24 protein-coding genes are annotated in these 25,397 nt (G+C 39.2%); 8 read left to right on the top strand and 16 right to left on the bottom strand.

Translation table 11 applies throughout. The annotated features are described in order from the left end of the window. Positions 1-225: 225 nt before the first annotated feature. The 7 genes from IGI67_RS15380 to IGI67_RS15350 form a co-directional block, all read right to left on the bottom strand. Positions 226-540: a putative quinol monooxygenase gene (locus IGI67_RS15380; RefSeq protein ID WP_429958288.1), complete on the bottom strand. Its 315-nt coding sequence runs from the start codon at positions 538-540 to the stop codon at positions 226-228. Between the two features lie 147 nt (positions 541-687). Then, positions 688-1,029, bottom strand: a complete 342-nt coding sequence (locus IGI67_RS15375) for a hypothetical protein (protein ID WP_429958287.1) — start codon at positions 1,027-1,029, stop codon at positions 688-690. Between the two features lie 25 nt (positions 1,030-1,054). Further along, positions 1,055-1,654: an alpha/beta hydrolase gene (locus tag IGI67_RS15370; protein ID WP_429958286.1), complete on the bottom strand. Its 600-nt coding sequence runs from the start codon at positions 1,652-1,654 to the stop codon at positions 1,055-1,057. Between the two features lie 64 nt (positions 1,655-1,718). After that, entirely contained in the window at positions 1,719-2,540 is an 822-nt protein-coding gene (locus IGI67_RS15365) for a class C sortase (RefSeq protein WP_429958285.1), read from the bottom strand. 65 nt (positions 2,541-2,605) lie between these two features. Beyond that, positions 2,606-4,288 carry a SpaH/EbpB family LPXTG-anchored major pilin gene (locus IGI67_RS15360; protein ID WP_429958284.1) on the bottom strand — a complete coding sequence of 561 codons (1,683 nt, stop codon included), beginning with the start codon at positions 4,286-4,288 and terminating at the stop codon, positions 2,606-2,608. Then, positions 4,269-8,243 carry a SpaA isopeptide-forming pilin-related protein gene (locus IGI67_RS15355; protein ID WP_429958283.1) on the bottom strand — a complete coding sequence of 1,325 codons (3,975 nt, stop codon included), beginning with the start codon at positions 8,241-8,243 and terminating at the stop codon, positions 4,269-4,271. The genes IGI67_RS15360 and IGI67_RS15355 overlap by 20 nt, the downstream gene beginning before the upstream one ends. 726 nt (positions 8,244-8,969) lie before the next feature. Further along, positions 8,970-9,758 carry a helix-turn-helix domain-containing protein gene (locus IGI67_RS15350; RefSeq protein WP_429958282.1) on the bottom strand — a complete coding sequence of 263 codons (789 nt, stop codon included), beginning with the start codon at positions 9,756-9,758 and terminating at the stop codon, positions 8,970-8,972. A gap of 363 nt (positions 9,759-10,121) precedes the next feature. On the opposite strand from IGI67_RS15350, the gene IGI67_RS15345 reads away from it, so the two are divergent. Together IGI67_RS15345 and IGI67_RS15340 are read left to right on the top strand one after the other, a co-directional pair. After that, the gene (locus tag IGI67_RS15345) at positions 10,122-11,204 is read left to right on the top strand and encodes an acyltransferase family protein (protein ID WP_429958281.1); all 1,083 of its coding nucleotides are present in this window, start codon (positions 10,122-10,124) and stop codon (positions 11,202-11,204) included. Beyond that, complete coding sequence (locus tag IGI67_RS15340) at positions 11,204-12,913, top strand: hypothetical protein (protein WP_429958280.1); 1,710 nt, start codon at positions 11,204-11,206, stop codon at positions 12,911-12,913. The genes IGI67_RS15345 and IGI67_RS15340 overlap by 1 nt, the downstream gene beginning before the upstream one ends. Before the next feature lie 294 nt (positions 12,914-13,207). Here IGI67_RS15340 and IGI67_RS15335 read toward each other — a convergent pair whose 3' ends face one another. The 9 genes from IGI67_RS15335 to IGI67_RS15295 form a co-directional block, all read right to left on the bottom strand. Next, entirely contained in the window at positions 13,208-13,771 is a 564-nt protein-coding gene (locus IGI67_RS15335) for a VanZ family protein (RefSeq protein WP_429958279.1), read from the bottom strand. Between the two features lie 175 nt (positions 13,772-13,946). After that, on the bottom strand, positions 13,947-14,663 hold the full coding sequence (locus tag IGI67_RS15330) for a helix-turn-helix domain-containing protein (RefSeq protein ID WP_429958278.1): 717 nt from the start codon (positions 14,661-14,663) through the stop codon (positions 13,947-13,949). A gap of 24 nt (positions 14,664-14,687) precedes the next feature. Further along, positions 14,688-15,419 (bottom strand): helix-turn-helix domain-containing protein, encoded by a 732-nt coding sequence (locus IGI67_RS15325; protein ID WP_429958277.1) that lies wholly within the window; start codon positions 15,417-15,419, stop codon positions 14,688-14,690. 71 nt (positions 15,420-15,490) lie between these two features. After that, positions 15,491-15,706, bottom strand: a complete 216-nt coding sequence (locus tag IGI67_RS15320) for a hypothetical protein (RefSeq protein ID WP_429958276.1) — start codon at positions 15,704-15,706, stop codon at positions 15,491-15,493. An 18-nt stretch (positions 15,707-15,724) separates the two neighbouring features. After that, complete coding sequence (locus IGI67_RS15315) at positions 15,725-18,121, bottom strand: WxL domain-containing protein (RefSeq protein ID WP_429958275.1); 2,397 nt, start codon at positions 18,119-18,121, stop codon at positions 15,725-15,727. Next, positions 18,118-18,459, bottom strand: coding sequence for an LPXTG cell wall anchor domain-containing protein (locus IGI67_RS15310; protein ID WP_429958274.1), 342 nt, complete (start codon positions 18,457-18,459; stop codon positions 18,118-18,120). Before IGI67_RS15310 ends, IGI67_RS15315 begins: the two co-directional genes overlap by 4 nt. Next, on the bottom strand, positions 18,449-19,540 hold the full coding sequence (locus IGI67_RS15305) for a DUF916 and DUF3324 domain-containing protein (RefSeq protein WP_429958273.1): 1,092 nt from the start codon (positions 19,538-19,540) through the stop codon (positions 18,449-18,451). Before IGI67_RS15305 ends, IGI67_RS15310 begins: the two co-directional genes overlap by 11 nt. 84 nt (positions 19,541-19,624) lie before the next feature. Continuing rightward, on the bottom strand, positions 19,625-20,404 hold the full coding sequence (locus IGI67_RS15300; RefSeq protein WP_429958272.1) for a WxL domain-containing protein: 780 nt from the start codon (positions 20,402-20,404) through the stop codon (positions 19,625-19,627). Between the two features lie 363 nt (positions 20,405-20,767). Further along, positions 20,768-21,874, bottom strand: coding sequence for a tyrosine-type recombinase/integrase (locus tag IGI67_RS15295; protein WP_429958271.1), 1,107 nt, complete (start codon positions 21,872-21,874; stop codon positions 20,768-20,770). A gap of 547 nt (positions 21,875-22,421) precedes the next feature. Between IGI67_RS15295 and IGI67_RS15290 the strand changes: the two genes are divergently transcribed. The 6 genes from IGI67_RS15290 (at position 22,422) to IGI67_RS15265 (ending at position 25,241) form a co-directional block, all read left to right on the top strand. Continuing rightward, positions 22,422-23,147: a hypothetical protein gene (locus tag IGI67_RS15290; RefSeq protein WP_429958270.1), complete on the top strand. Its 726-nt coding sequence runs from the start codon at positions 22,422-22,424 to the stop codon at positions 23,145-23,147. A 291-nt stretch (positions 23,148-23,438) separates the two neighbouring features. Further along, positions 23,439-23,648, top strand: coding sequence for a hypothetical protein (locus IGI67_RS15285; RefSeq protein WP_429958269.1), 210 nt, complete (start codon positions 23,439-23,441; stop codon positions 23,646-23,648). Positions 23,649-23,667: 19 nt separating this feature from the next. Then, positions 23,668-23,880 carry a DUF2922 family protein gene (locus IGI67_RS15280; protein ID WP_429957477.1) on the top strand — a complete coding sequence of 71 codons (213 nt, stop codon included), beginning with the start codon at positions 23,668-23,670 and terminating at the stop codon, positions 23,878-23,880. A gap of 64 nt (positions 23,881-23,944) precedes the next feature. Then, a complete protein-coding gene (locus IGI67_RS15275; protein ID WP_429958268.1) occupies positions 23,945-24,328 on the top strand; it encodes a hypothetical protein in 384 nt (127 codons plus the stop codon). 48 nt (positions 24,329-24,376) lie between these two features. Further along, on the top strand, positions 24,377-24,949 hold the full coding sequence (locus IGI67_RS15270; protein ID WP_429958267.1) for a DUF2922 family protein: 573 nt from the start codon (positions 24,377-24,379) through the stop codon (positions 24,947-24,949). A 199-nt stretch (positions 24,950-25,148) separates the two neighbouring features. Continuing rightward, positions 25,149-25,241 carry a type I toxin-antitoxin system Fst family toxin gene (locus IGI67_RS15265; protein WP_429958266.1) on the top strand — a complete coding sequence of 31 codons (93 nt, stop codon included), beginning with the start codon at positions 25,149-25,151 and terminating at the stop codon, positions 25,239-25,241. Positions 25,242-25,397 lie beyond the last annotated feature (156 nt).

Here is a 25,397-nt window from a genome sequence, read left to right as displayed (position 1 = left end):
CTGTTGTGTCAAAAAGGCCGCGATGATTATTCTCTCATTGACACATCTTGACGGAAAACATAACCTCTAACACAGTGCAGCGTGCGGTCCGCTGCATTTTTCCGTTATACTTTCCTTTCTTTGCTTCCCACCTTACAAAATAGGCCCTTTGGATAAAAAAAATGATCGAAAACAACAAAAAAACAGTCTATCGTTTTCAGATAAACTGTTTCCTTTTATAGTGTTTTAAAAATTTGCTTTTCCACCGTAAATTGTTAAGTCAGGATAATTGGTGCTTTTAGAAAAGTCTAGGATTGGCATTGCTTCTTGGATTAATTCTTTTACCGGCTCCAACTTTAATGAATTCTCATGTGCCGCTTTGTCTTCCCAAACTTCATACACGTACACACCGTCAGGTTCCTCTTGACTCATTCCCACGATATAGCAAAAGCAAGTTTCCTCGGTTTGCAATTCCTCCGAAGCTTTCAATAATATGTCCAGAAGTGTCTTTCCTTCACCTTTGATCGCCTGTAATTTTCCAAATTTGCAGAAACGGTTCATAATGATCATCCCTTATGAGTTTCCTTTAGCATACATCCAGGTTTAGGAAAATTCTAATAATCTGATTCTTATCTGATCTAGACAGGAGAGGGAGTATGATTACTTCCCTTTAAACTGAGAAAGACTTTTTGGACAGTCGTTTTTTTCTTACGTATGGTTCTCGACATGCATAAAGCCCCAGTTGGTCGGCATGTAATAGCCGTCCACCGACATGTCCTTTAAATCACTAGAAACTAGCTGCCCTGTGATATAGTAAATTCGTTTCGCCTTGCGTTCAGCGTCGCCAAGCTTTGCCAAAAGACCATTCAAATCATATTCCGGCATCAAAAAATAATGGAAATTAAAGCCCTTCAAGCGTTCATGAGTGATCGCTCCTTCAAAGGTCAATAACTTTTGTAATTCTTCATCGTTAAATGCTAAGTCCGTTGGTGTCAAGGTCAAGCCTTTGTAATCAAATGAGTCTGTCATCACGCCACCCCTTCGATTCATTTTACCATATCCCAAAAGCGTGTCACTACTCTTTCAGCCATTCCCGAGCATTTTGAACTTCATCCATTGAAACTTGATGACCATAAGCTGTTTCTACTACTGTGACCTCTGCGCTTCGATCGCGGAAGGCCGCGACTAATTCAGCAAAAGATGCTTGACTGACAATTGGATCTTGGCTCCCGCCATAAGAAACCCAAATTTTTTTATCTGATAAATTAAATGATTGGGTATGAACTTCTAATGACATCGGATGGAAAAAGATCCCCTGTGTTAAAGTTGTTTCACGCTCCAACAATAGATGTGCCGCAATATTTGCGCCATTCGAATAACCAACTAAAATCCATTCTTCTAAAGCGATCCCTTTTTCTTTGCTAATCCTTTTGATCTCCTCTAATAGATGATCCGTTTCCTTTTCCAGGCTCGCAAAATCAAATTGATTCAAGCCATTCCGTTTAAAGAAACGATTCATACCCTCTTCTTCAATTTTTCCGCGAAACGATAAAACTGTGCTGTCCGCATCTAAAAACTTCGCCATTTCTAGCAATGATCGTTCATCGCCGCCCGTTCCATGCAGCAAAATAAATTTTTTGCCATTGGGCTTTCCTGCTTGATAAAGATATTCCATCCTCATGCACCTCACTTACTAATTGTAAGTTAACATGAACAAGCATTAAGAACAAACTTTTTGTTTATGCTTTAGCTGCTTTCCGTTTATTCCACCAATAATTCAATAGAATCAAAAGCAGCATAATTCCGCTGGTGATCAGCACTGCCTTCAATAATAAGTGATTTTCTTTGGTTAGTTTTTTCTTCGGTACTTTTTTCTGCGGCTGATAAGGAACTCGTTTTCCGCGAACTAAGAGGCGATGAGAGTTCACGCCATAAGGTGTACAAGTCAATAATGTCGCATAGTCTTTGCCATCGACCGCCTTCAATAAATCCGTCTGCTCCGGCTTAATGACTGAAATCTTGTCCACCTCATAAGCCAGTGTTCGATCCAACACATGAATGAAAAATTGATCCCCTTTTTCCAGTTCAGTCAAATCCGTGAATAATTTCGCCTGCGTCAAACCAGTATGAGAAGTCAGTACCGTATGCGTTCCTGCTCCTCCGATTGGCAGAGCCGAACCCTCCAGATGCCCAACTGCCTTTCGCAAAACAGCATCTTTTGTCCCGTGATAAATTGGAAGCTTCACATCAATACTGGGAATCTCTACCTGCCCCATCGTACCGCCGACATTCAATACACGATAATAATTATCCGGCATTACAATTCCAGAACCAGGCAGAAAGGGATCATGCGCCGGCTGCCCCAACAGATTCTCATTGTAGACCTGAGCCTGTTGAAAAATGTCAGCAATTTGTTCAGGTGTCAGCTCCTCTGTATCCTTTTGATACTTTTCCATCACCTGTGTCGCATTTTTTTGATTTAAGTAATTTCCGATAAAAGGAAAGGCAATGATGCCAATTCCAGCCATCAATAAAAGAAGGATCAAAATCGTCCGCTTCATCGCCCGCTCCCCTTTCTATGTATAATAAAAGCCGAGCGCAAACTCGGCTTTTTTTGAAGACTCCTTTAAGCAGTCTTTTTCTTTTTATTCATTGTTAGAATGATCGCTAATCCGATCAGGACGATCCCGAAGACAACTAGCAAGATCGTTCCTACGCCCCCGGTGTTAGGGAGAGTGAAGCCTTTTTTGTTGACTATAGTCTCAGACAATACATAATTCGTTAGTTCATCCTTAAAGGTTACTTCTACGGGGCCATCTAATAAATTGTACTTTGCTGGCGCCTTTGTTTCTGCTACCCAATAACTGTTCCACACAGGAGAATCATTAGAGACAGTATGCGTCTGCAACCCCTCAAAAGTAGTTGCATAGAAACTCTTGATCGAATCCTCCTCCCTCAAACCAAGTTTTTCTTCTTTTGTTTCATGAGGGCGTACTACCCAAGGATATGCATCAGAGTCATTATAGTTTGAATCGTTTGGAAAAAGAATATCAATAATTTTATTTTCAGCATTCACTTTCACCTTTATAAACTCTCCAGCATTTGCAGCTGTTTCAGACAGAGCTAATTGAAATTCCGCACCTTTCAAATTAGTTGTTCCATCCGAATCTTTCTTGTCAATGAAGATTTCCCCAGTATCCACTTCAGAAGGAGGGCTGGTAGTTTTGTCTCCACCAAGACTGGATGTATTTGTAAACTCAATTGTCGCCTCATTTTTAATTTTATTATCACTACCATCTTCAGAAGTAATATTGCCATTCACGATTGTTTTAAATGAAACAGATATTTTGACAATATTCTGAGTCCCAGCTAATTTTTGAATTCCAGCACCCGTTAACGAAACGATGAATTTTTCTGGATCGCTTCCTGCGACAGGTGAATGAGTTACTGTATAATCAGTGCCTTTATCCAATGTGACCAATACATTTGAAGAAGCACCAATTCCTGTCACAACAACACTTGCATTAATATCTCCTGAATCGTACACAAAGTTCAAACGTTTATCAAGTTCATCGGTAATAGTAAAGGTGACATAATCCTTAAAATCCGAAGGTACATTAGCAGTAATGGTCCAAGCTACTTCATCACCTACATTAACTGATGGTACTTCTGGTTTTTTCTCAGGATTCAACCCTTGGTTTTTCGGATAGACATGAACATCACTGTTCCACCCGTCTCCTGCAGGGTTAGTCATAGGCACTGCAACGATAAACGGTTTTGCTGGAGAAGTAATCTTTTTTTTGACATCTTCGGCTTCATATCCTTTAACTGTATACCCAGCTGAGGCAGTCAAATTCTCTTCTACATAGTAATAACCAGCTTGTAATGGGCTAAATACCAACTCGCCATCTTCGTTAGTTTTACCGTTCTTTGGGTTAGTCAAATCGTATTGATAAATTGTCGAATCTTTACTAACAGTCAGAACAGAACCTGATCTTGAGTAATTCCAATTGTCTTTCTCTGATGGAGGAGTTTCTGGAGCATTCGAATTATTAGGCGATTGGACTTTTACTTGCCAAACATCAAATTGAATACCTTTTATCGCGGGATTGGTTATAGTGCCGTCTGGCAACTTTTCCCCACTCCCTTCGTTCCCGATATCACTTGATGTTTCCGCCCAATATTTATGAATCGTTAAATCTCCATTCGCCGGTCGTGAACCTGGAGCAGCATATCCGGAAATCGCTCCTCCTAATGTTGTTAATAAAATAAAGGCTATCGCTATTAGCTTACTTAGCTTTGTTCTCATCTTTTTTCCCCTTTTCATCGTTTACTTTCTTTTTTCGATTCTGCAAAACAATCCCTGCAGAACCCAGCAATACAATTCCTAATACAACCAAGAATACTCTCAGATAACCACCTGCTCTAGGCAGCGAGTTCTTTAAATAGTTTGGTAAATAATACTTGCCGTTATTTATCCGGAAGGCTGGCGGTAATGGATCACCTCGCCCGCGGATCGTTTCGATTTCTCCGTAGAAATCCACGGTGACAATCCAATAGCCCAGCGGTAATTGATAGCCCGGAAGTGTCTTAGTCTCTACTAATAAATAATCGCCTCTCGCTAATGCATCGAAGGTGACTTTCCCCTTATCAGCATCATTATCACTACTGACTTTTTCAATGGGATTCGTCATATCCCATTTAGTATCCGCAGCTTCTGGATCTTCACTGCCGTTGGTTCCAGCTTCGCCATCTTTCGCTTTATAAAGAGAGAAGTGAACTCCGCCTATTAGATTTTTCTTTTCATCTTCTTTGTAAAAGCTGATTGGCTTGCTCTTATTCGTTAAATAAAGATTCGTTTTATCATCACTGATTTTGTGTCCGGGATCTTCAGCATCAACCGCTGTACCATTTTGAATAATCTTATATTTCACTTCAAAGATTTCAAATTTTTGCGTAGAAGGATTCCAAGCAGTGGAAACTAACCAATAACCATTAGCCAATTGATATCCGCTATACGTGTCTGTCTCACGAATGATGTACCAGTCAAATTCTTTTGGATCCGATCCTTCCGATCCTGTTTGTCCGATTGTGGCGAAGTAGCCCTGATTGTCTGTTGCAGCATTTGAATTTATTCTTGTCCATGTACTCCAGTTATAAGGATGAGTTTCTTCAAAATAGCCCCTGCCATTCCAACGATAAATATCAAATTGAACTTTCTGATGATCAGTAGATGGCATGGCTTCCCCTTGTTCATTGATCTTAAAAAGCGAAATATCAGGCTTCCTATTTTTCAAGATATACTGATTACCGTTTTCTTGACTAGGTTTTTCATAATCTGGACGCTCAACCTCTGTTCCGGCAACCCAGTTTGGCATGGAGAAAATCTCCGAAGCGCTCATTTTGATTACCCAATAGACTTCATTAGCCGGCTGAACGTAATCTGGATAAGAGGAGACTTCAATAATTGCATAATACTTTGTCAAATCGCTGATTTCCGGAACTCGAACTCTGCCTAACGCATCTGTAGCAATGGGAGTATTATTTATCTTTGTCCAAACTTCCGGCTTTGAGATAGGTCCGTTTCCATCTGCATAAGGATTACTTACACCCCAATCCTCATCCCACTCATAAACATCAAAAGCAACTTTCTTTTCTCGACCCTGCTCATCTAGCAATGGATTACCACTCGAATCGACAGAGGGCATCATCTCACCATTCATCCCTTGTTTATAAAGAGTAAAGGGTACATTCGCTGCAATCGTATAATATAGCTCTATAGTCAAGTTGCCATCTGCAGTAACAGTTCCAGTGATTTTCCCGTAAGCAATTGACAGCGTCTCGCTATACTCATAGGACTTCAATAATTCCATCAATGGCTCACCGATGATCTCTTGTCCTAAATAGCCGGACTTTTCTTCTGTCTCTCTCAGTTCAAAATTATCTTTCGCTGTATTTCCTTCACTCTTCTGCACATAGTGTTTAACAGTGTATTTAGCCTGCGGAAGTTTCTTATTCCAAACAGTGACAGTTGGCCCTCTGCTAGTAGTTGACGGTATAACAAACTCATCAGATACTTTGGTTTCTTCAACATAACCTGCAGCCGCTTTGGTCTCAACAAATCGATAGGTACCATCAGCTAATCCTAATGCGCCGAAATCCACTTTGACCAGTCCATTGGCTGTCTTTTCAACGGTCACACCATTTTCCACTTCGTAGTACTGAATGCCATCAGTAATAAAGGTTAATATAGTGCCATCTTTTTTTACGTCTGACCAAGTACTTCCATCTTTTACTTGCAGCTTGAACTTTGCGCCATTAATTGGGATATACTCATCATTCTCATCACGTTCAACGTCGAATTTTTGCAGTAAAGCTTGATTGGCGTTCAAAGTGATACTACCGTATGAGTTCTTGAGATTGACAGTATGTCCGTCTATCTTTGGCATTATTTCTGGAGGCTTTCGCTTTAGTGTCAGCGCACTATGGGTATAGATAGCCGATTCATTTCTAATGGGTCCAGATGGCGTACTTGGCGGATAGCGAACCATCAAGGAAATATTGTATGACGCGATTTTCCCACCTATGACATTGGTGTCCCCAAAAGTGATTGAATAGTAATTTTCCAAAAGCTCGCGATCTTCTTCAGCATAATAGCCTTTTTTGATTGTAAAATCAGCCGCTTGTGCCGCAAATTGTGTGATATTTACTGTCTGATTCGTTTTTGGGTTTATGATTGTTCTTCCCGTGTATGCTGTATCTGTTAAATCACTAAGTTTTTGCTGCTCATTAGTTGCTTTTTTCATTGTTCCATAATGCAGCATCACAGTCGAAATACCCGTAGTTTGTTCTTTGTAAACGCCATATTGATAAGGAGCGGCTTGAACTCGAACCTTAAACTGTATCTTTGTTTCATTCTCCAATTGCGTTAATCGAGTAAAGCCAGTACCAGCTTTTGGACTTTGTACCTCACTAGTGTCCGAGCCTGTTCGATAGGTTGGTCCATCTCCATAATCTGCTAAAACAAACGATTGAAAAGAAACCTCTGAAGAAGGATAGACCCCTTCTTGTTTCTCGTAATTCTCTTGGCTCAAACCAATTGGAACTTGGATATATGCAGCAATGGTTAGAGTTGTTACCTCAGCATCTGCAGGCAACTCATCTTCTACGTATCCACCTAGTTCACCGCCTCCTTGCTTCCCAGCAGGAGCATAAATATCTGTATAGTTGGTCCCCCATGGATGCCAAACATCTCGATCAGGTTTATCTGTATAAAAGCCTTGATGCGCACTTCCTGCTCCACCATTTACATCGTAATCTACTTCATCTCCACCTAGTTCGATATTGGATGCCCCATTAAATTGAATATCCCACTTTATCGAATTACTAGAACCTGGTGTACCATGTTTAAAAGAGAAGCCATTCGAAGCACTCAAATCAATTTTATTAAACGTAATACTTTTTGAAAGTGCCGCTCCATTCGCATCTCGACCAAAAACAACATTTTGAACACTAGCTTTGGTAACGTAGTTCATGAAGCCAGGAAATTCCAAATCCGAGTCAATACTATTAGTACTTGGCTCAGCAACTCCTTCCAAAAACTCAATTCGAATCATTTGGGTATTATCAGTAGTTGAATTTTCGATTCGATAACGATAAATCGATTCCCCCTCATCCGTCGCTATTGTGCGCCATTCACCAGGCAACGTGTACCAGTTACCTGTATTTGGATCATCATTTTGTGGGATGTTCAGAACAAAGTAGTCCCCAGGGAGGATATTTCTCCCTAACTTTCCATCTGGAATACTCCAAGAAAAACTGAAATTATACGCTTGATTGGGTATCGCATTACTTTTAGGAGCTGTCGTCAGTGACTCGCGGTTTTGACCATTGAACCGATACAACTCCCAATCATTCACCACAACCGAATGAATAATGTTTGTGGTAGAAGCTTTAACTTCTTTCTCAACCATTGTATCTTGACGCTCATTTTCAGATTCTCCCGCTTTCGTTTTAGTCATATCCTCCGTAGTGGATTCCGTGGTATCAAGTTCATTTGGTTCATTAAAAGAGCTACTGCTCAATTGAGAGTCCAAGTTTGGCATCAGCTCACTTGAATCAAAGGTCTCATTTACTTGATTACTAGAGGTTGTCTCAACGTTTGTTGCACCTATAGAAAGAGTCGGAATCAGAACAGTTAAAAGAATAAAAAAGGCAGCTAGCAATTTGACTAACTTTCCAATAAAATCTCTCTTTTTTCGCACTATTTCTCACCTTCCCCCCTTTAACAATTGCTCTAACCATCAATATTTAAAAATAAATAAGTCATAAAATCACCTTAACTTATAAAAATCAAAAACTATTATTTTAAAAAAAATGGTTTCTATATATCATATTTTACTATTATACTATTAATAATTCAAATATCATTTGTAATTTTTGTGATTTTGAATTAAAAAGAAGTTATTGTTAAATATATTATTAGATTTTATTGAGAAATAGATATTATTTATATTAAGGGAATTTTTATTAACTCAAAAAAACAGCTAGGATTTTCATCCTAGCTGTCACAATCACTGCTATTATAAAGAAATCAAGTCATTCGCTTTTTTATTATCCTATAAAACTGATAGACAATAACGCATCCAATAAAATTGGAAATAATATCTCAGATGTCAAATGTTCCCAGATAAAAGACATATTAGATTGTCTCAGTCCATAGAATAGTGATCACCGTAATCACAGCCACTTCTAATTTACCGGCTCGTATTCTATACAAACACCCTAATGTATTAAAATATCTTGTATTCAAGATCAACTCAATAATTTGTTTTTTTATTATTCAAATACAATGACGGATTTCATAATGAACTTAGCCTCCTAGCTCTAAAAAAAGCGACCAAAAAGAAAATAGACTTAAGTCAATCTCTCAGACACGATTTTATGCGAATCTGTTTCGAAATTCTAATGCGCGATGTTTCAGTCAGCTATCATTCAGCTGGCAATTTTTCTAGACTTTTAACATCCGCAATTTTATCACTCGTTTCTTTAATTAACGGCCATTTATCCCTATCCTTTGCTTGTTGAGGATTAAACATTTGAGCTCCTTTTTTACGGTTATACATATATAGACTTTTTCCTATATTAGAATCAAACTCCTCATTCAACAATTTATCCCTATTGCTATAGACAACTGCTTTACTTTCCTTCTTCGCGCCAAACAATTTATGGTGTCCCCATATTTGAATTTCAACGCCCTCCGCATCAGAGGTCACATTAGTCCCGGATATCTTTGCTAAATCAATTAGCCACTTATTCGTTTTAAAATGAACTGTATATTCAACATCCTGTGGCAAAGTAATTTCCTCGCCGGTTTGTTCGACGACTACTACTTCTTCTGGCAATATCTGTTTCGTAATTTTCGTAATCTCAATATCGTCTTTTTCTAAATAAGTTAAATCAACCCACCAGAAAAAACTAAAAATAGAAATCACTCCGACGGAAATTACTGCTAAAAACAGAATTAATCCTTTAAATAATCGCTTCTGTTTGATATCAAAACTCAAATCCTTGACCATGCCGGTATCTTCCTTCAGAAGTCCTTCTAAAGAAATATCAAAGAGTTCACTTAGTTGAACTACTTGTTTTAAATCAGGATAGCTTTTCCCATTCTCCCATTTAGAAATCAACTGACGCGTGACAAAAAATTGCTGTGCCAAATCTTCCTGTGTCAAATTTCTTTCGGTTCTTTTCTCTTTGATAATTTTTCCAATATCCATCTTTCGCTCCCTCCTTATCCCTTTATCTAATTTAACGGAAATTACTCTAAATAGAAATTCCATCTAGCGAAATTAGGCTTGCAACAAATGATAACATCTTGATTTATCAACCTTTCTAGCATGTTCATTTTGATTGCGATAATTCCCCCCGATGTTTGCTTTTGTTTCTAGGCGACAATTTCATCCTACTTTACTGTGAAAGAAAGAGAATATTTCTATCTCTCAGGAGTGCCAAAAATTGTAGAAAACAAGCATGCCTTCCATGAGAGTAATGTTCTTTTTGCTTTAGCAAACTCACTAACAAATTTACTAGTTTAAGTCTTCACTAATGAAGATTTTTCGCTACAAAAAGGAATGAAGTTTATGGAAACCAGTCAAACAATAAAAAATAATTTTCCCTTACTTGATCTCACACAATATGCCGCTTCACTATTTGTCATTTTGGCTCATTGTGATCGTTTAGCTGAAAATGATTTTATTCATTTTTTCTTGAAAGTTTGCTGCGCGCGATTAGCCGTACCTATTTTCCTTATAGGTTCTAGTTACTTCTTCCGCTCAAAGCAAAAGAAAAATACAACATATCCAAGTAATTTTTTTAAACGTCAATGGAAAACATACCTATTTTGGAGCTTGATCTATCTTCCCTATGGGATTTTATTTATTCAGGATCTAGGTATACCTTCTAATTTATACTTAGCTGCACTTCCTATCGGCTTAGCTTATTTAGGGGTTTGTTATCATTTGTGGTATTTTCCCGCATTGTTTTTGGGCCTTTGGCTAGTTAGAAAATGGTTGCGCCGTTTCAATTATCCTATTGCTTTATGTATTTGTCTTCTATTGTTTGCATTGGGAGCGACAGAAACATACTCAGGGTATCTTCAAGGAACTTTGATTTACGACCTATATGCTTTTTACAATCAACTCTTTATGACAACTCGCAATGGTCTTTTCTATACACCTATTTTTATTCTTATTGGCTTTTTTTTAGCAGATTATCTGGAAGGAAATCATACTTTCCTGCAACGGAATATTCCAGTAAAATTCGGAATCAGTCTGATTCTTTTAGGGATCGAAACGTTAATTATTTGTTTAAGACAGGGAGACGACAAGAATTTTCTCTTTTCCTTGATTCCTGTCTCTTTATTTTTAATGATTTTGCTTTTGCGTTCCAAAGCCTTGCAAAGCAGGAACTTTTCACACCTACGAAAATCAGCTCAATATTTATTCTTTTTACATCCTGCTTTTCTTGAAACGACAAAGTGGTTTCTAGCCCAGTTAGGTGTTCAGAAATTCCAAGGAATTCCATTGTTTTTGATCACTTTCGTATTGACTACTTTGAGTATAGAAATCTTATTTTTTATTAAAAAACGTTTGGCATGCCGGACCATTTTGCCTCAAATCATTCAACCCGGAAATAAATTTCTGACCTCAAGGAGGAAATTATGATGGCTAAATTTTTGCAAAATCGTTTTTTTCCATTTTTTTTAATTTTCAGTATTGCTCTTCTCTTCACATTACCACAAATTATCAGTGGAGGAATGATTATTGGCTCTGATGCTATTTTTCATTTTAATCGCTTTTACGATACGGCTATGCAAATCAAAACTGGCAATATCCACTACTTCTTAACAACTTTTGGATTTCAGCAAACAGGTCGTATTATCAATCCTTTTTATGGACCACTGATGGCCTATATTCAAGGCTTATTGGTAATAATTAGTGGTTCCTGGTTTCGTTACCAAATATTGGCCAATTTTATTCTCTATTTTATTTCAGGCGTTTCAATGTTCAGCCTCTTGAAATGCAATAAAGTAACTTTGAAAATCAATTTATTTACGTCTATTCTTTTCATGACTACGTACAGTGTCCATTATTGGACGATTGGTCAGTGTTTTAGTGGTTGGGGGGCCGCTTTTTTACCATTTGCTTTAATTCCTCTACGCAAAATGGTACTGGAAGGAAAAATAGCCATTGTGCAGATCGGCTTCTCAGTGGCATTGATGATGCAAATTCACCTTTTTTCTTGCCTGCTGTTGATTCTAATCTATTTTATTTTTTTCATTTACAGTTGGTGGAAAAACCAGCATAAAATTCAAATGATCCGTGATATCACTTTGTCAGTTTTATTATTTTCTCTACTAACAGCGAATATATGGGTGAACATGCTGCATCTATATTTGACAAATGAAATTTTACCTCCGTTTATTAATCAAAGCTTGGACAGCAACACCATTGATCGCAGTAGTTGGTACTGGTTAGCAAATCCAATTTTCTTAGTTCCAATCATTATTTGTCAGTTTAAATGTTTATTTAGTCGACAACAAAAGCTTTCTCAGGTCAATAAGATGGCTTCTATGACTGCGATATTTTTTCTAGTTCTTTCTTCTAGTTTAATTCCTTGGAAGTTTCTAATGAGTCAAAAAATCAAAATTGTCGAATTGATTCAATTTCCGTTCCGCTTTTTTATTCCCTTTACGGTTCTCATTTTATTTTCCTTTGCATTATCTCTTGAAGAAAACAGTCTTCAGCGAAAAGCTTATTCAAAATATCGACAGCCAGTCATTTTACTTAGTCTAGTTCAAGTTTTGTTAACTATCAGTTATGCCTTGGGTCTCTGGCTGCTAAATGATATTCATTATTTCGAAAGTTTACATACGCATATTCAACCGATAGACAGCCAAGTCATCAAAGATTCTTTCCATCAAAATGACCTCGCTAAAGGACTAAGTTATTGGGAGAAATCGACGCCTGACTATTTGCCTCTTTATCAAAAGACAGAGCAAAATAAATATCAGCTATACGAAAAGTTGATTCTCGAGCAACATCGGCAATTCGAAAAGAAATCATGCAAAGAAGGGTTGCGGATCGAGTGGACATCTCAAGGAAAAGAAACGACAAATTTACCAATCATTCTCTACCAAAACAGTCAATTAATAGTGAATGGTCAAGAAATTTCTCCCCAAAAGACAACTCTTAGCGAGATTGGAACACCCACAATCAAACAAGTTTCTGGTAAGAATTATGCGATTTTAACTTATAAAGCACCGTCTTATTTCACTGGCAGTCTACGACTCACTCTTATCAGTTGGCTAATCCTATGCCTATATGCAGTGTTTAGCATAATAAAAAGATCAAGTGGCGGTCATTTCTTTTGACCCCACTTGATCTTTTTAATTATAGTCAATAATCGCCATTCCCCGAGCAAACTTTTCTTTCAAATACTAGAAGCGATAAGCTTTAAAGTCCTCTTGATGATCCTTCGATAAATTACGTAACTTCATTGGATTAGACTCTGACATCAATTGATTTTTCAAGACAAACTCTCTGGTAAGTTGCCATTCAAAATAATAGCCAAAAGCATGACAGGAATAAGTAATGCCGATGATGGAACAATTACATTAGTTCCTAAAAGAGCGCCAGTCAACCGAAAGGCCCAGTGGTATGTTCTTCTAACGGAGCCGCCTTTTGATTATCCTGCACAAAGCATACCCAATCATACAGCCTATGAAATTTGTCATAATATCCCAAATATCAAACGTCCCCAGATAAAAGACATATTGGATTGTCTCAATCCCCAGGATAGTGATCAATGCGATTACGGCCGCTTCTATTTTACCGGCTCGTATCCCATACAGGCACCCTAACGGAATGAAGTACCCTGTATTCAAGATCAGCTCTATAATCTGCTGGCTATTATTCAAGTACAGTTCAAATGGATCTAGATTGAAAGAATGATAGGCCCTAGCTTTGGTAAACAGCATGATGAACAATAATAAAAAGTAGCTGCTATAAAAAAGGTAGAGATAAACATTCCAAATCCTTCGCTGCTCCCACTGCCAATAAAAGAGCCACAAGCTTAAGAAAATAAAAAGCCACAGCGCTTCATCCGTATACTCAAAGCGTTGCGTCATACTATCCAGACGCGGATAATTCTGCAATGTCGGCAGGACCAAATAATAGACCATTCCATAGCTTAATATAGCAGATAGAATTCCTGCAATGATTTTCTTCATTCGATCCCCTCCTCCATTCATATTATAAAGAAAGTCTCCTATATTTTAATCATTATCCCTACTTTTGAAAAAAGATTAACAATTTCTCTATATTTGAGGAGTGGTTACTCAGATTCCTAACTTTGATAATTGGCGATGGATTTCATAACGAACAAAAAAGAGGCCCGAAGACCTCTTATTGCTGTCCAAACAGCACGTCATCCACAACATCCACCAGGATCTGCTCATTCACCGTCTCATGCAGCCGATACCCTCGTCCCCAACAGGTTTCAATGATCGGACCAGTAATGCCTTTACTTGCGAGCTTGGCTTTTAAGTGTTTCACCATCACCGAAAGCTGAGACATGCTGGAGTTGCTTTTGCCTCTATTCCACATCCGCAGGCAGAGTTCTTCGCGAGGGATGGTTTGGTTTTTCTGCTCATAAAGAATGACGAACAGTTTTAATTCGCCGCTGCTTAGCGCCAGTCTGGCTAGGGAAAGCTTTTCCTTGGTCTTTGGTAAAAAGACGATCTTGCTTTCGTTGGTTAGTTTGTCGCAGCTGAGTTTTTCTCTTAGTGATTCAACACTCGGGCGGCTTTCGATCCATTCGGTGATGCCGAGCTTCTGCCATTCTTCCAGTTGGGCTTCATCGACGGGCTCATCGGATTTGCGGAAGATCGGGATCGTGTAGTTGTTCAGCGTTTTCACGAGTTCTTTTACTTCGACATTGGCGATGGTCTCGCTGAGAATGATTTGGTGGAAGATTTGGATAAAGTCGTGATTGGCAGTATCCAACAGGCACAGCTCCACCAGCTCTTTCGTCGTGAACACTTCATGTCCCAGTTGTCTTAGGCGGTCTTCAAATACTTGTTCGTTCAAGGGGTTTTTGGTAAATAATAGAATCTGACTCATTCATATTCCTACTCTCTGATTTTTTTAGTGCTGCTGGTTTTGATATTCACCCTTCATTAGGCAGTTGTAAAAGTACGTATTCAGCTGATAGCCTTCGCCCCAAAGGGTATGGATCGCATCCTCTATTCCATAGGCATCGGCGACTTTTTTGCGGATTCTCGTGATCGCTGAGGATAGCTGGCTCAGCTTGGAGTTTTGATTTTTCGAGCGCCAGCCGTGACAGAGCGCATCCCGGGCCAAGGATAGATTGTCCGCTTCCATCAGGTGCTGGATGATCTCTTTCTCCATCTTTGTAAAATGTATATCTGAAAAATATAAGGGAAAGGCTTTTTTCTGATAGTCAGAAAAACGAGGGCTAGAGCTCAGTGGATCAACGCTAAAATCGACCCGCTGCAGCAGTGCCTTATAGAGCAGCTTTTCTCTCAGCCTTTCCAATGAGGTGTCCGCTTCGACCCAATCAAACACATGCCAGCTGCGCCAGTTGGCTAAAGCGGCTTCATCGGGTTCTTCTCCGACGATCCGTACCAGACAATCAGTGGTGACTTGTTCCCCGAACTCTTTTGCTTCACTATCTGTGAGCGTCTCGCTCAAAAAGATCCACTGAAAGGACTTCATCAAATGATCCACCCGCCGCGCGTTCGCCCACAGCTCCCAAATCGACACCGAAACCAGCACTTCGTAATTCAGTTTTTGGAGCTGCAGCTGCAGGGATGTTTCTACCGAAATATTTTTTGTTAAGATCAATATGCGCGTCATTTTCCACCTCTTCCCCCTTGTTCTTGCATTTCTATGTACAAGCCGCTCGAAGGAACTCGAGCGGCTTTTTTCTAAGCAGTTAACTGATTCTGGATCAGAACATATAAGCTGATTCCCAGACCAATCCAGACGATCGCTAAGAGGAACATCCCCCAGTTCGCCAGCAGATAGGTCAGCTTCTTCTGTTGCGTCCGCTCACAATAAGCCAGATCCTTCACTAAGAAAAAGATGGCTAGAAATAGAACAACAATCCCCATCCCAGTAGATAGCCAAACATAGTTATACATATCGTTCTCTCGCTTTCTTTAAGGTGCGGTAGTCAAAATCCAATCCATATTGGCAGTATAGGTATTTCCTGCAATACCAGTATTACCAAGTAAGTTAAGTTCAACGTCACTAATTGCATAGTCCAATTGATAAACACCTTGAGATCCACCATTAGTCAAAGAAACTGTTGCACCATCTGAAGTGATTACTTTGTTTCCCACTCCCCCAATAGAAGTCATAGATTCATTGTGCTTATCATAATCATTCACTTCTTTTAGATCGCCATTTTTCAAATTGATACTAGTAGTCGTTGGCAAGGTCTTCGTCCCACTAGTAAATTGACCCAATTTTGCTGTTAGTGCCCAGCCACCCATACTTTCTTTGTCAATCAAACGAATATAAGGATTATAACCGCTTTGATAGGATGCGGCATCCAGTTTCTTAGTCTGTGCAGAAGTTTTGACTTCAACTTGCCCAAACTTGAATGATGGAATATTGATTAATCCCGCATTACCAGGCTCCAAATTCGGCTCATCCGGATCATCGATTCGTATAAAATTATCTGCTTCAATTGGAGTAGAAATATTACCGTTTAATTCTATTTCCGCTGGTAACACTTGGTTAACTGCCCCTGTAGAAGTTGTGGAGAAGGTAATATCCGCATAATTGTTAGTTGTCACAGGAATTGAGACTCCAGTCAATGTTACTCCTGAAGTCCAATCACTTGCAGTTACAGGGAATGTTTGAGCGGCACCTGTTGCTGGTGTCACCGTAACCTGAGTTGGTGCAGCTAAGCCACTAGACCAATTAGCAGTCTTTTTCAATACTAAGTCTTTCAATACCGTAGTACTAGTATTTGTAACTCGACTGGTCCAAGAAACACTTCCTCCACTGTTAATAATCTTTGGATTTGGTGTTAAATCAATAGTAGCTGCCGACTTTCTAGGCGAATAATAGTAATTAAACTCTTTGTCCTCTTTAACATTTCTTAGCGTTCCTCCATTTGTCGAATTGATTACCCCTGGATCGTCCGTAACATTTTCCCAACCAACCATGTCCCAAACTCCTAATGATGTATCAATTAGAGTTGGGCGACCATAATAGAAGGTTCCATTATCATCAATCGTAGCGATTCTAGGATTCGAGATTCCTAAAGAAGAGTGCACCGAGATTGGTGTGCTATCAGAGTTCTTTAAATATCTTTCCGTCGTTGTTCGTTTCTTCCGAGTATACTGGTACTGGATATTAGTATCCGCATTAATCGTTAATGATACGGGTGTTGTTTTCGGGCGTAGAGCCCCTGAAGATTCTGTACTAAGTTTCCAGCCATTGTACTCCCACTCACTATTTCCAGCATCTGTTTTACTCGCTGGTGGATTGCCTTCAAATGTATTCCCATCACCTACTGTTTGAGTCGTGTTCGATGGGGCATGAATATTTGTCCATGTTGTACTTACATATAATTCTTTTACAGTTCGCGCAGTTCTTTTTTCATACACGATGTGAATTTCATCTTTTGAATCATCGAATTCAGCTTGGCTGGTTATACTTGGTGGGTATGTGTCATTGATAGATGCTTTATTTCCCTTACCTTTATACCAACCTTTATACGTATATGCGTCTGTCCCGACAACATATACTTTTGGTAATGAGCTTCCCTTGTTCATTGTGTACGTATAAGGATCTGAGGTAATATCAGTTAATTTATTCTGAGTATAGCCAGTTGGCGGTGTAATTGATGCACCAGACTCATCTTCAAACACCTCTTTAAATTGTTGATATACTGCATAATAGTCTATAACCAGCCCTGTGTCCCCTATAATGTATGCTTCTGAAGTATTCGGGTAAAGAAAATCTTCTCGGACAGCAGCCAATCCCAAGGATAAATGCGTGTTAGGGTTTGGATTTAAATTTACAACTCCTTTAAATGATCCGTCTGATTGCCTTACAAAATATATAAGAGATTCTCCGAAACCGCCTGTATTTGCATGCCACGTATTGTGTTTCACATAACTTACGGGATTTCCTTTGTTCAAAATAAAATGCTTTACATATCTTGCTGACGAAACAGTAGGTATCACTAGGTCTTGAGCTCTCCGACTGATGCTATACTCAACTGTCCATGGTTGAGTAGTTTCATTAAATTCTGGAAAATGAAGTGTGAATTCATTCTTTCCAGGATCTTTTGAAATACTTAATGGCATCTGAGTGAGAATCGGTGTACCTCCATATCCCATTTCTCCTCTCTGGATTACACCTTGTAAGTTCAGCGTTTTTGAAAAATCTGTTCCGTCTCTATCCAAAAAACGAATATTTCCCTCCATTGCAGGAAAATATCCTGTCCTAGCCGCAAATACTTTGGGTGTGAGAAGAAGTGAAAGTGATATTACTAAAATTCCTAACATGACAGAAATAATTCTTTGTTTTTTTTTCATTTTTCTTGCTCCCTCCTATGTCGTTTCACGTAGAAAAGGAGTGTTCCCGAAAAGAGAAGGACACCTAAAACACTGATACCCATTTTCATTTCTTCACCTGTTCTCGGGAGTAATTTGCTCCAGAGGGATTGGTCACTTGAATTCCCACCTGTACCGGGAAACATCTCTCCTCCAGTCTTTTCTTGCTTTTTTTCGTCTTCTTTTTTCTTATCTTTCTCATCCACAAACCCTACTCCTACTGGTGTCTGTCCGTTAAAGCTGTCCGCATGAACAATCAGAGACGAGTACCATAATCCTGCAAAGCATAAAAAAATACTCAAAAAAAGTTTACGCTTCATTTGATTTCCTTCCTTTCGTTCTCTTTACTAGTCGAACAATCAAGAATACGAGTACTCCCACAGTAACCATAATGAGAATATATGCTGTATGCATCCACCAATCAGGAATGATAATTTTAAAAACAGTTTGTTCGTTCATTTTTTTAGCGATCTTACTCGATATCGTAAAATTCTGTTCAAACTGCCATTTCTTATCCCCAATCCTAGCAATCCCCTTAAGTGTATACTCTCCCGCGACAATCTGATTCATGCCCCAATCAATGTGAAAAGGGAAGACTGAATTAGGCGCAATGCTCACATTCTTTAATTTTCCTTCTGCAACAGACTTATTCGTTCTCTTTGAAATGATCTTTCCTTCCACTGTCGCATCTTTAATAGAAACCGGTTCTGGATTCTGGATAGAAGCTTCTAAGATTTTACTGCCGTAATTCACTTCAGGTTTCACAGTAGTTAACTTCAGTTCAGGTTCTCCATAAATCGAATTTTTCTCATCTTCTGTTAAAACCATCCCAATAGCATAACCGTAGGTGTTCTTCACAGATAAGCCCGTTTCGCTATCCTCTGTACTACCTTCCTTTAAGGAGACACGTATACCACCTAAAAGTATCCCTTCAAAAGGTTGATCGTTAGGAATGGAAAGATCGATTTCTGCTTTTCCTTCCGAGTAACTTTTTACTGAAACCTCATTAGATCTAGGCTGTGCTACATCCGTTATCGGTAGGCGCATACTTTCATCCGGTCTTTTGTCTCGCTCATCATAGGTGATTAATCCATTCTTGTTGGTCGCTGCACGAATGACTTCTACAGTATAGTGTTGTGTTTCAGGTGAATTATTCATGATTTTTAATTCAATAGTCTGTGTCTGACCAGGATGCACAAGTAAGTGGTAATAGCTCACTCTGTCATTTATCTGATTCTCCGGTAGAACTGACTGAACTTGGAAGCCAGCCTGTTTCCTTGTCTCAGTTGTTTCATCATTATCGCTCGTAGTTGTCTTTTCAGCATGGGTGATTCCACTTGGTAACAAAAATAGAACGAGTAGCAAAAAACATAGTTTGTAAAATTTTTTTTTATTTTTCATGTATGGCTCCTAAGAATGAAAATGGATTGAAGATATTATTTCTTTCTTCAACCCATCTTCTGTTTCTATCTTACGTATTCATTTTTAAATGGAATCTGTTAAGGTCCAATCAACAATTCCTGCATATTGTTCTCCTGTTGCAACATTGTTCATTGCAGTTGCAGGAACATTTAATTCAATATTGGTAAATTCACCTTGCCAATACCCTTCACCACGACCGTCTGCTGCATTTGTAGTTGTTTCACCAGAGGCACTCATAATAGATGCACTAGTTGTACTCAAAGTAACTGATGAGTTTACTGTGTCAGGTGTGTTAGCTGTCGCACTAGCAGTAGTCGGTGTTTGTGCCCAAGTTGTTGGAGTCAATTCATTGATTCCTTGTGCCATCGTGATCGTTGCACCAGTTAGCTTTTTGGACGTTCCACTATCCTCTAAATCTGCTCTTAGTTTTGCTTCTAGTTTCCAACCCGAAGCACGTTTTCCACGTACATCCCCAACCGCAAAGTGTTTGGTTGTCGTGTTTGACCCTGCTGCTCCACTAGTATTAGAAGCCGGACTTCCTTCCCAATCATCGTCTATCGCAATTTTAGTTGTCGTAGTAACCGTCGTAGTTGGTACTGTTGTCTCCGCAAAGTTAAACTCTTTAGGAACATACAACAAACCAAAATCGGTTGCTGGCGGATCTACTGGCGGATCAATTGGCGGATCAATTGGCGGAAGAACTAGCGTTCCCGACTTGAATGAAACTGATCCTGTAGAGCGCCCACCATATGTCGCGGCATCTGCTGAAAGTGTTGAATTCACCAATATCCCACTTACAAAGGCTGCACTTAACAACCCTGTCACTAATTTTTTCTTATTCATCTCTTCTCTCTCCTTAAATGTTCATTTTTCTATATCTAAAATGTACAAAGTGGTACATTTGATACTAAAATAAGATGGGCCTTTTTCACTATGTTTTGATTATTTTTTTCTATGTTTGTCTAAAACTAGGATTATGCTTATAAGCACTGATATATCAACGTTTATAGAAGGGTGTTGACGGAAGGTGACGGCGGATGGTTGTCTGTGAACTCGCGAATACTCTTTTTTTTAACGAAAAGTTAAAGAAAAAAATTGATAGATAAATCCTTCGATAAGTAAGCGCTTACTTAATTTGGGCAAAAAGAAGAGGGCAGTAAATGAGGAAAATCATTTTTTGAAAACGCTATCTACCATTTGATATTGTTAGCACATGGCGGCTTCCATGCGGTAAATCACTTCTACTCGTTGTTCAGTCATAGAATCTGCATAGGTATCTAAGGTCAACTTGGTGGAGTTGTGCCCTAAGAGTGCACTGACAGATAGAATATCGCTTTGTGCTTCTAGACAACGAGTCGCAAATGTATGACGTAGTTGGTGGAAATGAATCTCTTCCAACCCGCACTTTTTTCGAATCCGATGAAAGTGATAGGTTAATAGTCTTGGTTCCATTGGATGCCCCTTCGTAGAAAACACGTAGTTTCCTTTTGAATTTCGCCGATGCTTGAGTAGGTTCTTTTTTAGCGATTGCCCCATTGGAACGGATCGTGTGCCGGATTCTGTTTTGGTTGAGCCAATGAGTAGCTGCGTTTTTTGTTCGTCTATTCCTAAAGTTATCCGTTGATAGGTTTGATTCACTGTAATCATATTCCGCTCGAAATCAATATCCTTCCATCGCAGAGCGGCAATCTCACCGATTCGCAATCCAGTATGCAGGGATAAATAGGTAGGTAAGCCAGTCTGATTCTTTTCAGCTAAGGCAACTTTCTCCAACTTTCGTTGTTCCTGTTTATTCAAGGAGCGAATAGGCTTTTTGGGTTTCCTTGGCAGTTTTAAAGAGAGAAAGGGATGCTCTTTTAAGTAGCCTCTTTGTTTGGCGGCTGTTAAACATTGAACGGTGATTCTTAAAATGACCTGCATGGTAGAGACTTCCAACCCTTTCGTTCGCCAGAGCTGGATCAAGTACTTCCCTGTTTCTTCGGTTATTTCGTTCAGATAGGTTTCTCCAATATAAGGGAACACATATTGCTTTAACTTATATTCATAAGAACTGTAGGTGGCGGGTTTTACTTCCTGCTGGATGTCTTTTAACCACGTCTTTCCCCATTCTTCTAAAGGAATGCACGCATCCCCATACAGTTCTTGTTGGGTAAGATAGTAGGCTTTCATGGAATAGAGCTTTGTTCGTACATCATTGAATGTTCGTCCATAAATGTAGCCATATTTAATTTGGCGATTGGGTTTATAGCCTTTTTTATAGCGTCCTTCCCAACGACCATCTTTTCTTTTATAGATATTTTCTCCTCTGCGCATCCTTCTTCTCCTCCTGACGGCTTATTTGACGGTAAATAATCAAGAATTAATTTCATTCGACCTTACTTCTAATTGATTTTCACAAAAACATTTCCGCTAAAAACATTACAATTATTCTTTTTTCGTGATTTTAATAAAAGATATTGATTATTCTTTCTCTGTATTTTATAATTAATTCAAATCAATTCATTTTTTTGCTAAATTATTCGTAGCATGAAATAAAATTGTTCTTAGTTTTAGACAAACTATGTAATAAGTTATCCAAAATTAACAACTTAATCAACCATCTATATAAACAAAAATAAGAGGTATCTTCTTACATTCATTAAGAAGATGCCTATTTTTATTCATTTAACAGTGTTTATTCCTTACAAAAAGATGAAAATACAACCTTTCTTATTTTCTTAATATATAACACCTTTTTTACATTTTTTCGATTTTCTATTCTGAAAATAAAGAAATTCAACACACCTGATTCCTTGTTTTATCGTATATTCTTAGTGGAACAATAAAATTAAAGCGCTTTATTTTACAAGGAGGAGTTACAATGACGAAGAGTTACTATAGAGAAATACTGGATTTCCGGTCAAGAGGACAGATATGGGAGGAGTACCGTAGGGCTTCTGAACCCTTTGATCCATTGGATGTGGAGGAGATCGATTGTATCCTTCCAATGCCGGATCGATCCGGAGTATTGATCATTACAGAAGACGACATCCTCATCAGTGAGCAGAGTCCGCTAACGACACTGCAGGCATTTTCCTTCGCTCACTGCTTTCCTGATCATAAGATTCTTTCTTCCGCCCTGCAAGATATCGGTCATTTCGGCAAATATAAGTTTCCCTGGGCGTGCCCTTATTTTTCCCTGTGTCCGATGGAAGGCGGCAGTAACAGTGTGTGGATCAATCCACTAAAGATCGAGAATGTCCATGCCTATGGTGGACTGCATTATGTTGAACTGCTCAATGGGATAAAGTTGGCAATTCCGATCCAGCGGTATTATGCATTGGTCCGATCAGAGATCGCCTGTGGGATCTTGGCAGCGATTCGGCAAGACCACTTCCACTTTTCAATGTATGGCGATCAGCCCATGGATTACTTGGACCTGCCGGATACTTCGTTTGGCCGCAGTCTGAAAAAACGTCCGCTCCTCAAAACCTTCGTCACCCGAAAATATGAGGTCCACCGCCGCTATCAACGTGCCCGCTTTCTCCATTATTATCAAGAATTAGCGGATGCGCCCCAAGAGATTGATTGGGAGAATTGGCACTAATCCCCTTACTGACTGGATGAGTTCTTCATCCAGTCTTTTTTCTCTTGAAACCAACGATACGAGGAAAAATTCTTTAGTGTACTCCTTTTGAGCCACCCATGTCAAACATCAATTTCGTTTTGACCCCCTCAACTTCGAATGTTTTTAACGGTGAATCAACGTTTCTCTGTCCAAAACATTCGAAATTGGGGGGGCGCCATCGAAATTGCGGTTCGCATTTTATTTGCAAATCCATTATCTTGTAGTCACCGGCCGGTACAAAAAATTCAAAACACACGGAGGACACGAAAAATGATCCAAAAACTAAGTACAAAATTACAAGTGCAGCTCGCTGTACCTGGTGTAGAGAAATTAAAGAAAGTGACATTCCCAAATGTCGTAGACAATCCCGCTGAAGCAGAAATTCTTGAGCTGGGAGAAATTATGAAGAACCTGGATCAGGAAGATACATTGTTGGATGGCGTGATTATCACCAGTCAATCACGCGTAACGAAGAATTAAGAAACGGAGGAAAATAGATATGAAAAAATTAGTAGCAATTTTTAAAACCAGCACAGGACGTTCGCAAACGTGGAGCTTTCCAACTCCTGGCGAAGGAAAAGCGCCTGAGGAAATTCGAGGATTCTTGGAACGTCTGACAATGTTAAGCCTGTTTAAGAAGGACGACGAGAAGCTGTTCAACCAAGTCGTCAGCGCAAAGTACGTCGAAACCGTTGAGACAATTATCTTTTAAGCATAGAAAATTGAGGAGCCGCGGTGATTTCGCCGCTCTCCTCCACTAAAGGAGGACACGATCCATGAATGAACAAACACTATCTTGCCGACAATTGTTCAATTTAACACCAAAAACACTAGAAAAACGAATTACTGAATACTATTACCAAACTCAAAATAGCAGCTTAACGATCAAATACATTTTGACATTACGTGTAAGACACCAGCTAGGTGCGGAGGAGTTTGCCTTCATTCTGAAGGATCTTGTCCGTGAGATTTTTATGAATACTAAAGCCACTCGCACCATGAAGCGCTTCTTTTATTACTTTCAAGATTACTTCATGGCACCCGAATGGCGCTCGTTAGCTGCAAGAGTATTTCCTGTCCGTAACTTTGGCGAAAAAGCCATCTCACTTGTCCGTTCTCTTATTGCAAAAGTTCGTCCTACAGAAACCAACGAACCTTGATAAAAAAACTACCTACGCAGAAAAAAAGAATGAAAGGAAAGCAGAACAATGACCCATGATTTAGTCACAACTTTTACCAACGGTCTAGGCAAAGAACACGACTGGACCTATAAAAATGTGAATGCCGATTTGCCTGTTGAACAGATCAAAGAAGCTTGCGAACTACTGACTCAATTGGATATTTTTGAAAAAAATGGCGTAAAACTATTTGATACTGTTGTCACGGCAAAGTTCGTCACCACGTACGAAACCGATATTTTTGATGTGGAGAATGATCCAGCAGCTCCTTCTGAACAACTTTGTAAAGAAGCTGCACCAAAAAATGATGTAGAGGATTCATCTAAAGAATCGAGTAAAGAAGAAACAACAACTGAACAGACTTATAAAGAGGTGACAACGGCAGACTCTTTAATGAAGTCCAAGAAAAAGGAACCTACGACTGCCGATTCAATAAAGCTGGAAACTCCAATTAACTCTAAAACTCCAGCACGAACAGCTTCTACTAGATCAATAAGAAGCTATGACTATTTGTACAATTCCTCAAGAATGGCACTTGAACAGACATTGGAAGGAACCGCAGAAGCAAGAAGTAATCACTCTTCATTAAGAATAAAAAATTAATCAAGTGGATTAAAGCACACGAAAAAGGTTTCTTTCCTGGCTTCGGCGAAAGAAAAATCGGATCAAGGATGATCCAGGTAACCAGCCACATAAGCTAGAATAGCTTAGTCAACTTCTGTCCTTTCACAATTGAATACCTTTTGCGTAGGTACCCCCGCTCATGTCGTCTATCTCCACTTCTGAGAGGAGGTGATGCACCTTGAGCGAGCTGATTCGATATGTCCTCGCTCCGCTCTTTGCGGGGCTGATCATCGCCCTCGTCAACCATTGGTTGAGTGGGCGTGATCCATGACGACTAAAAAATAAATCCCCCTGCGATCGTTTGATTGTAGGGGGATATTAAGTAGTTTATTGAAAAGAGTCATTGCCAATGGAGGAAAATACACCCATTATCTCTATTCTAAGAAACGAACTGATTTCATTTAGTTATTTTGCAGACAATATTTCT

The sequence above is a fragment of the Enterococcus sp. AZ196 genome, assembly GCF_050498845.1.
GTDB lineage: Bacteria > Bacillota > Bacilli > Lactobacillales > Enterococcaceae > Enterococcus_A > Enterococcus_A murrayae.
Note: the sequence above shows the minus strand (reverse complement) of the source record. Positions and strands in the feature narration are given on the sequence as shown.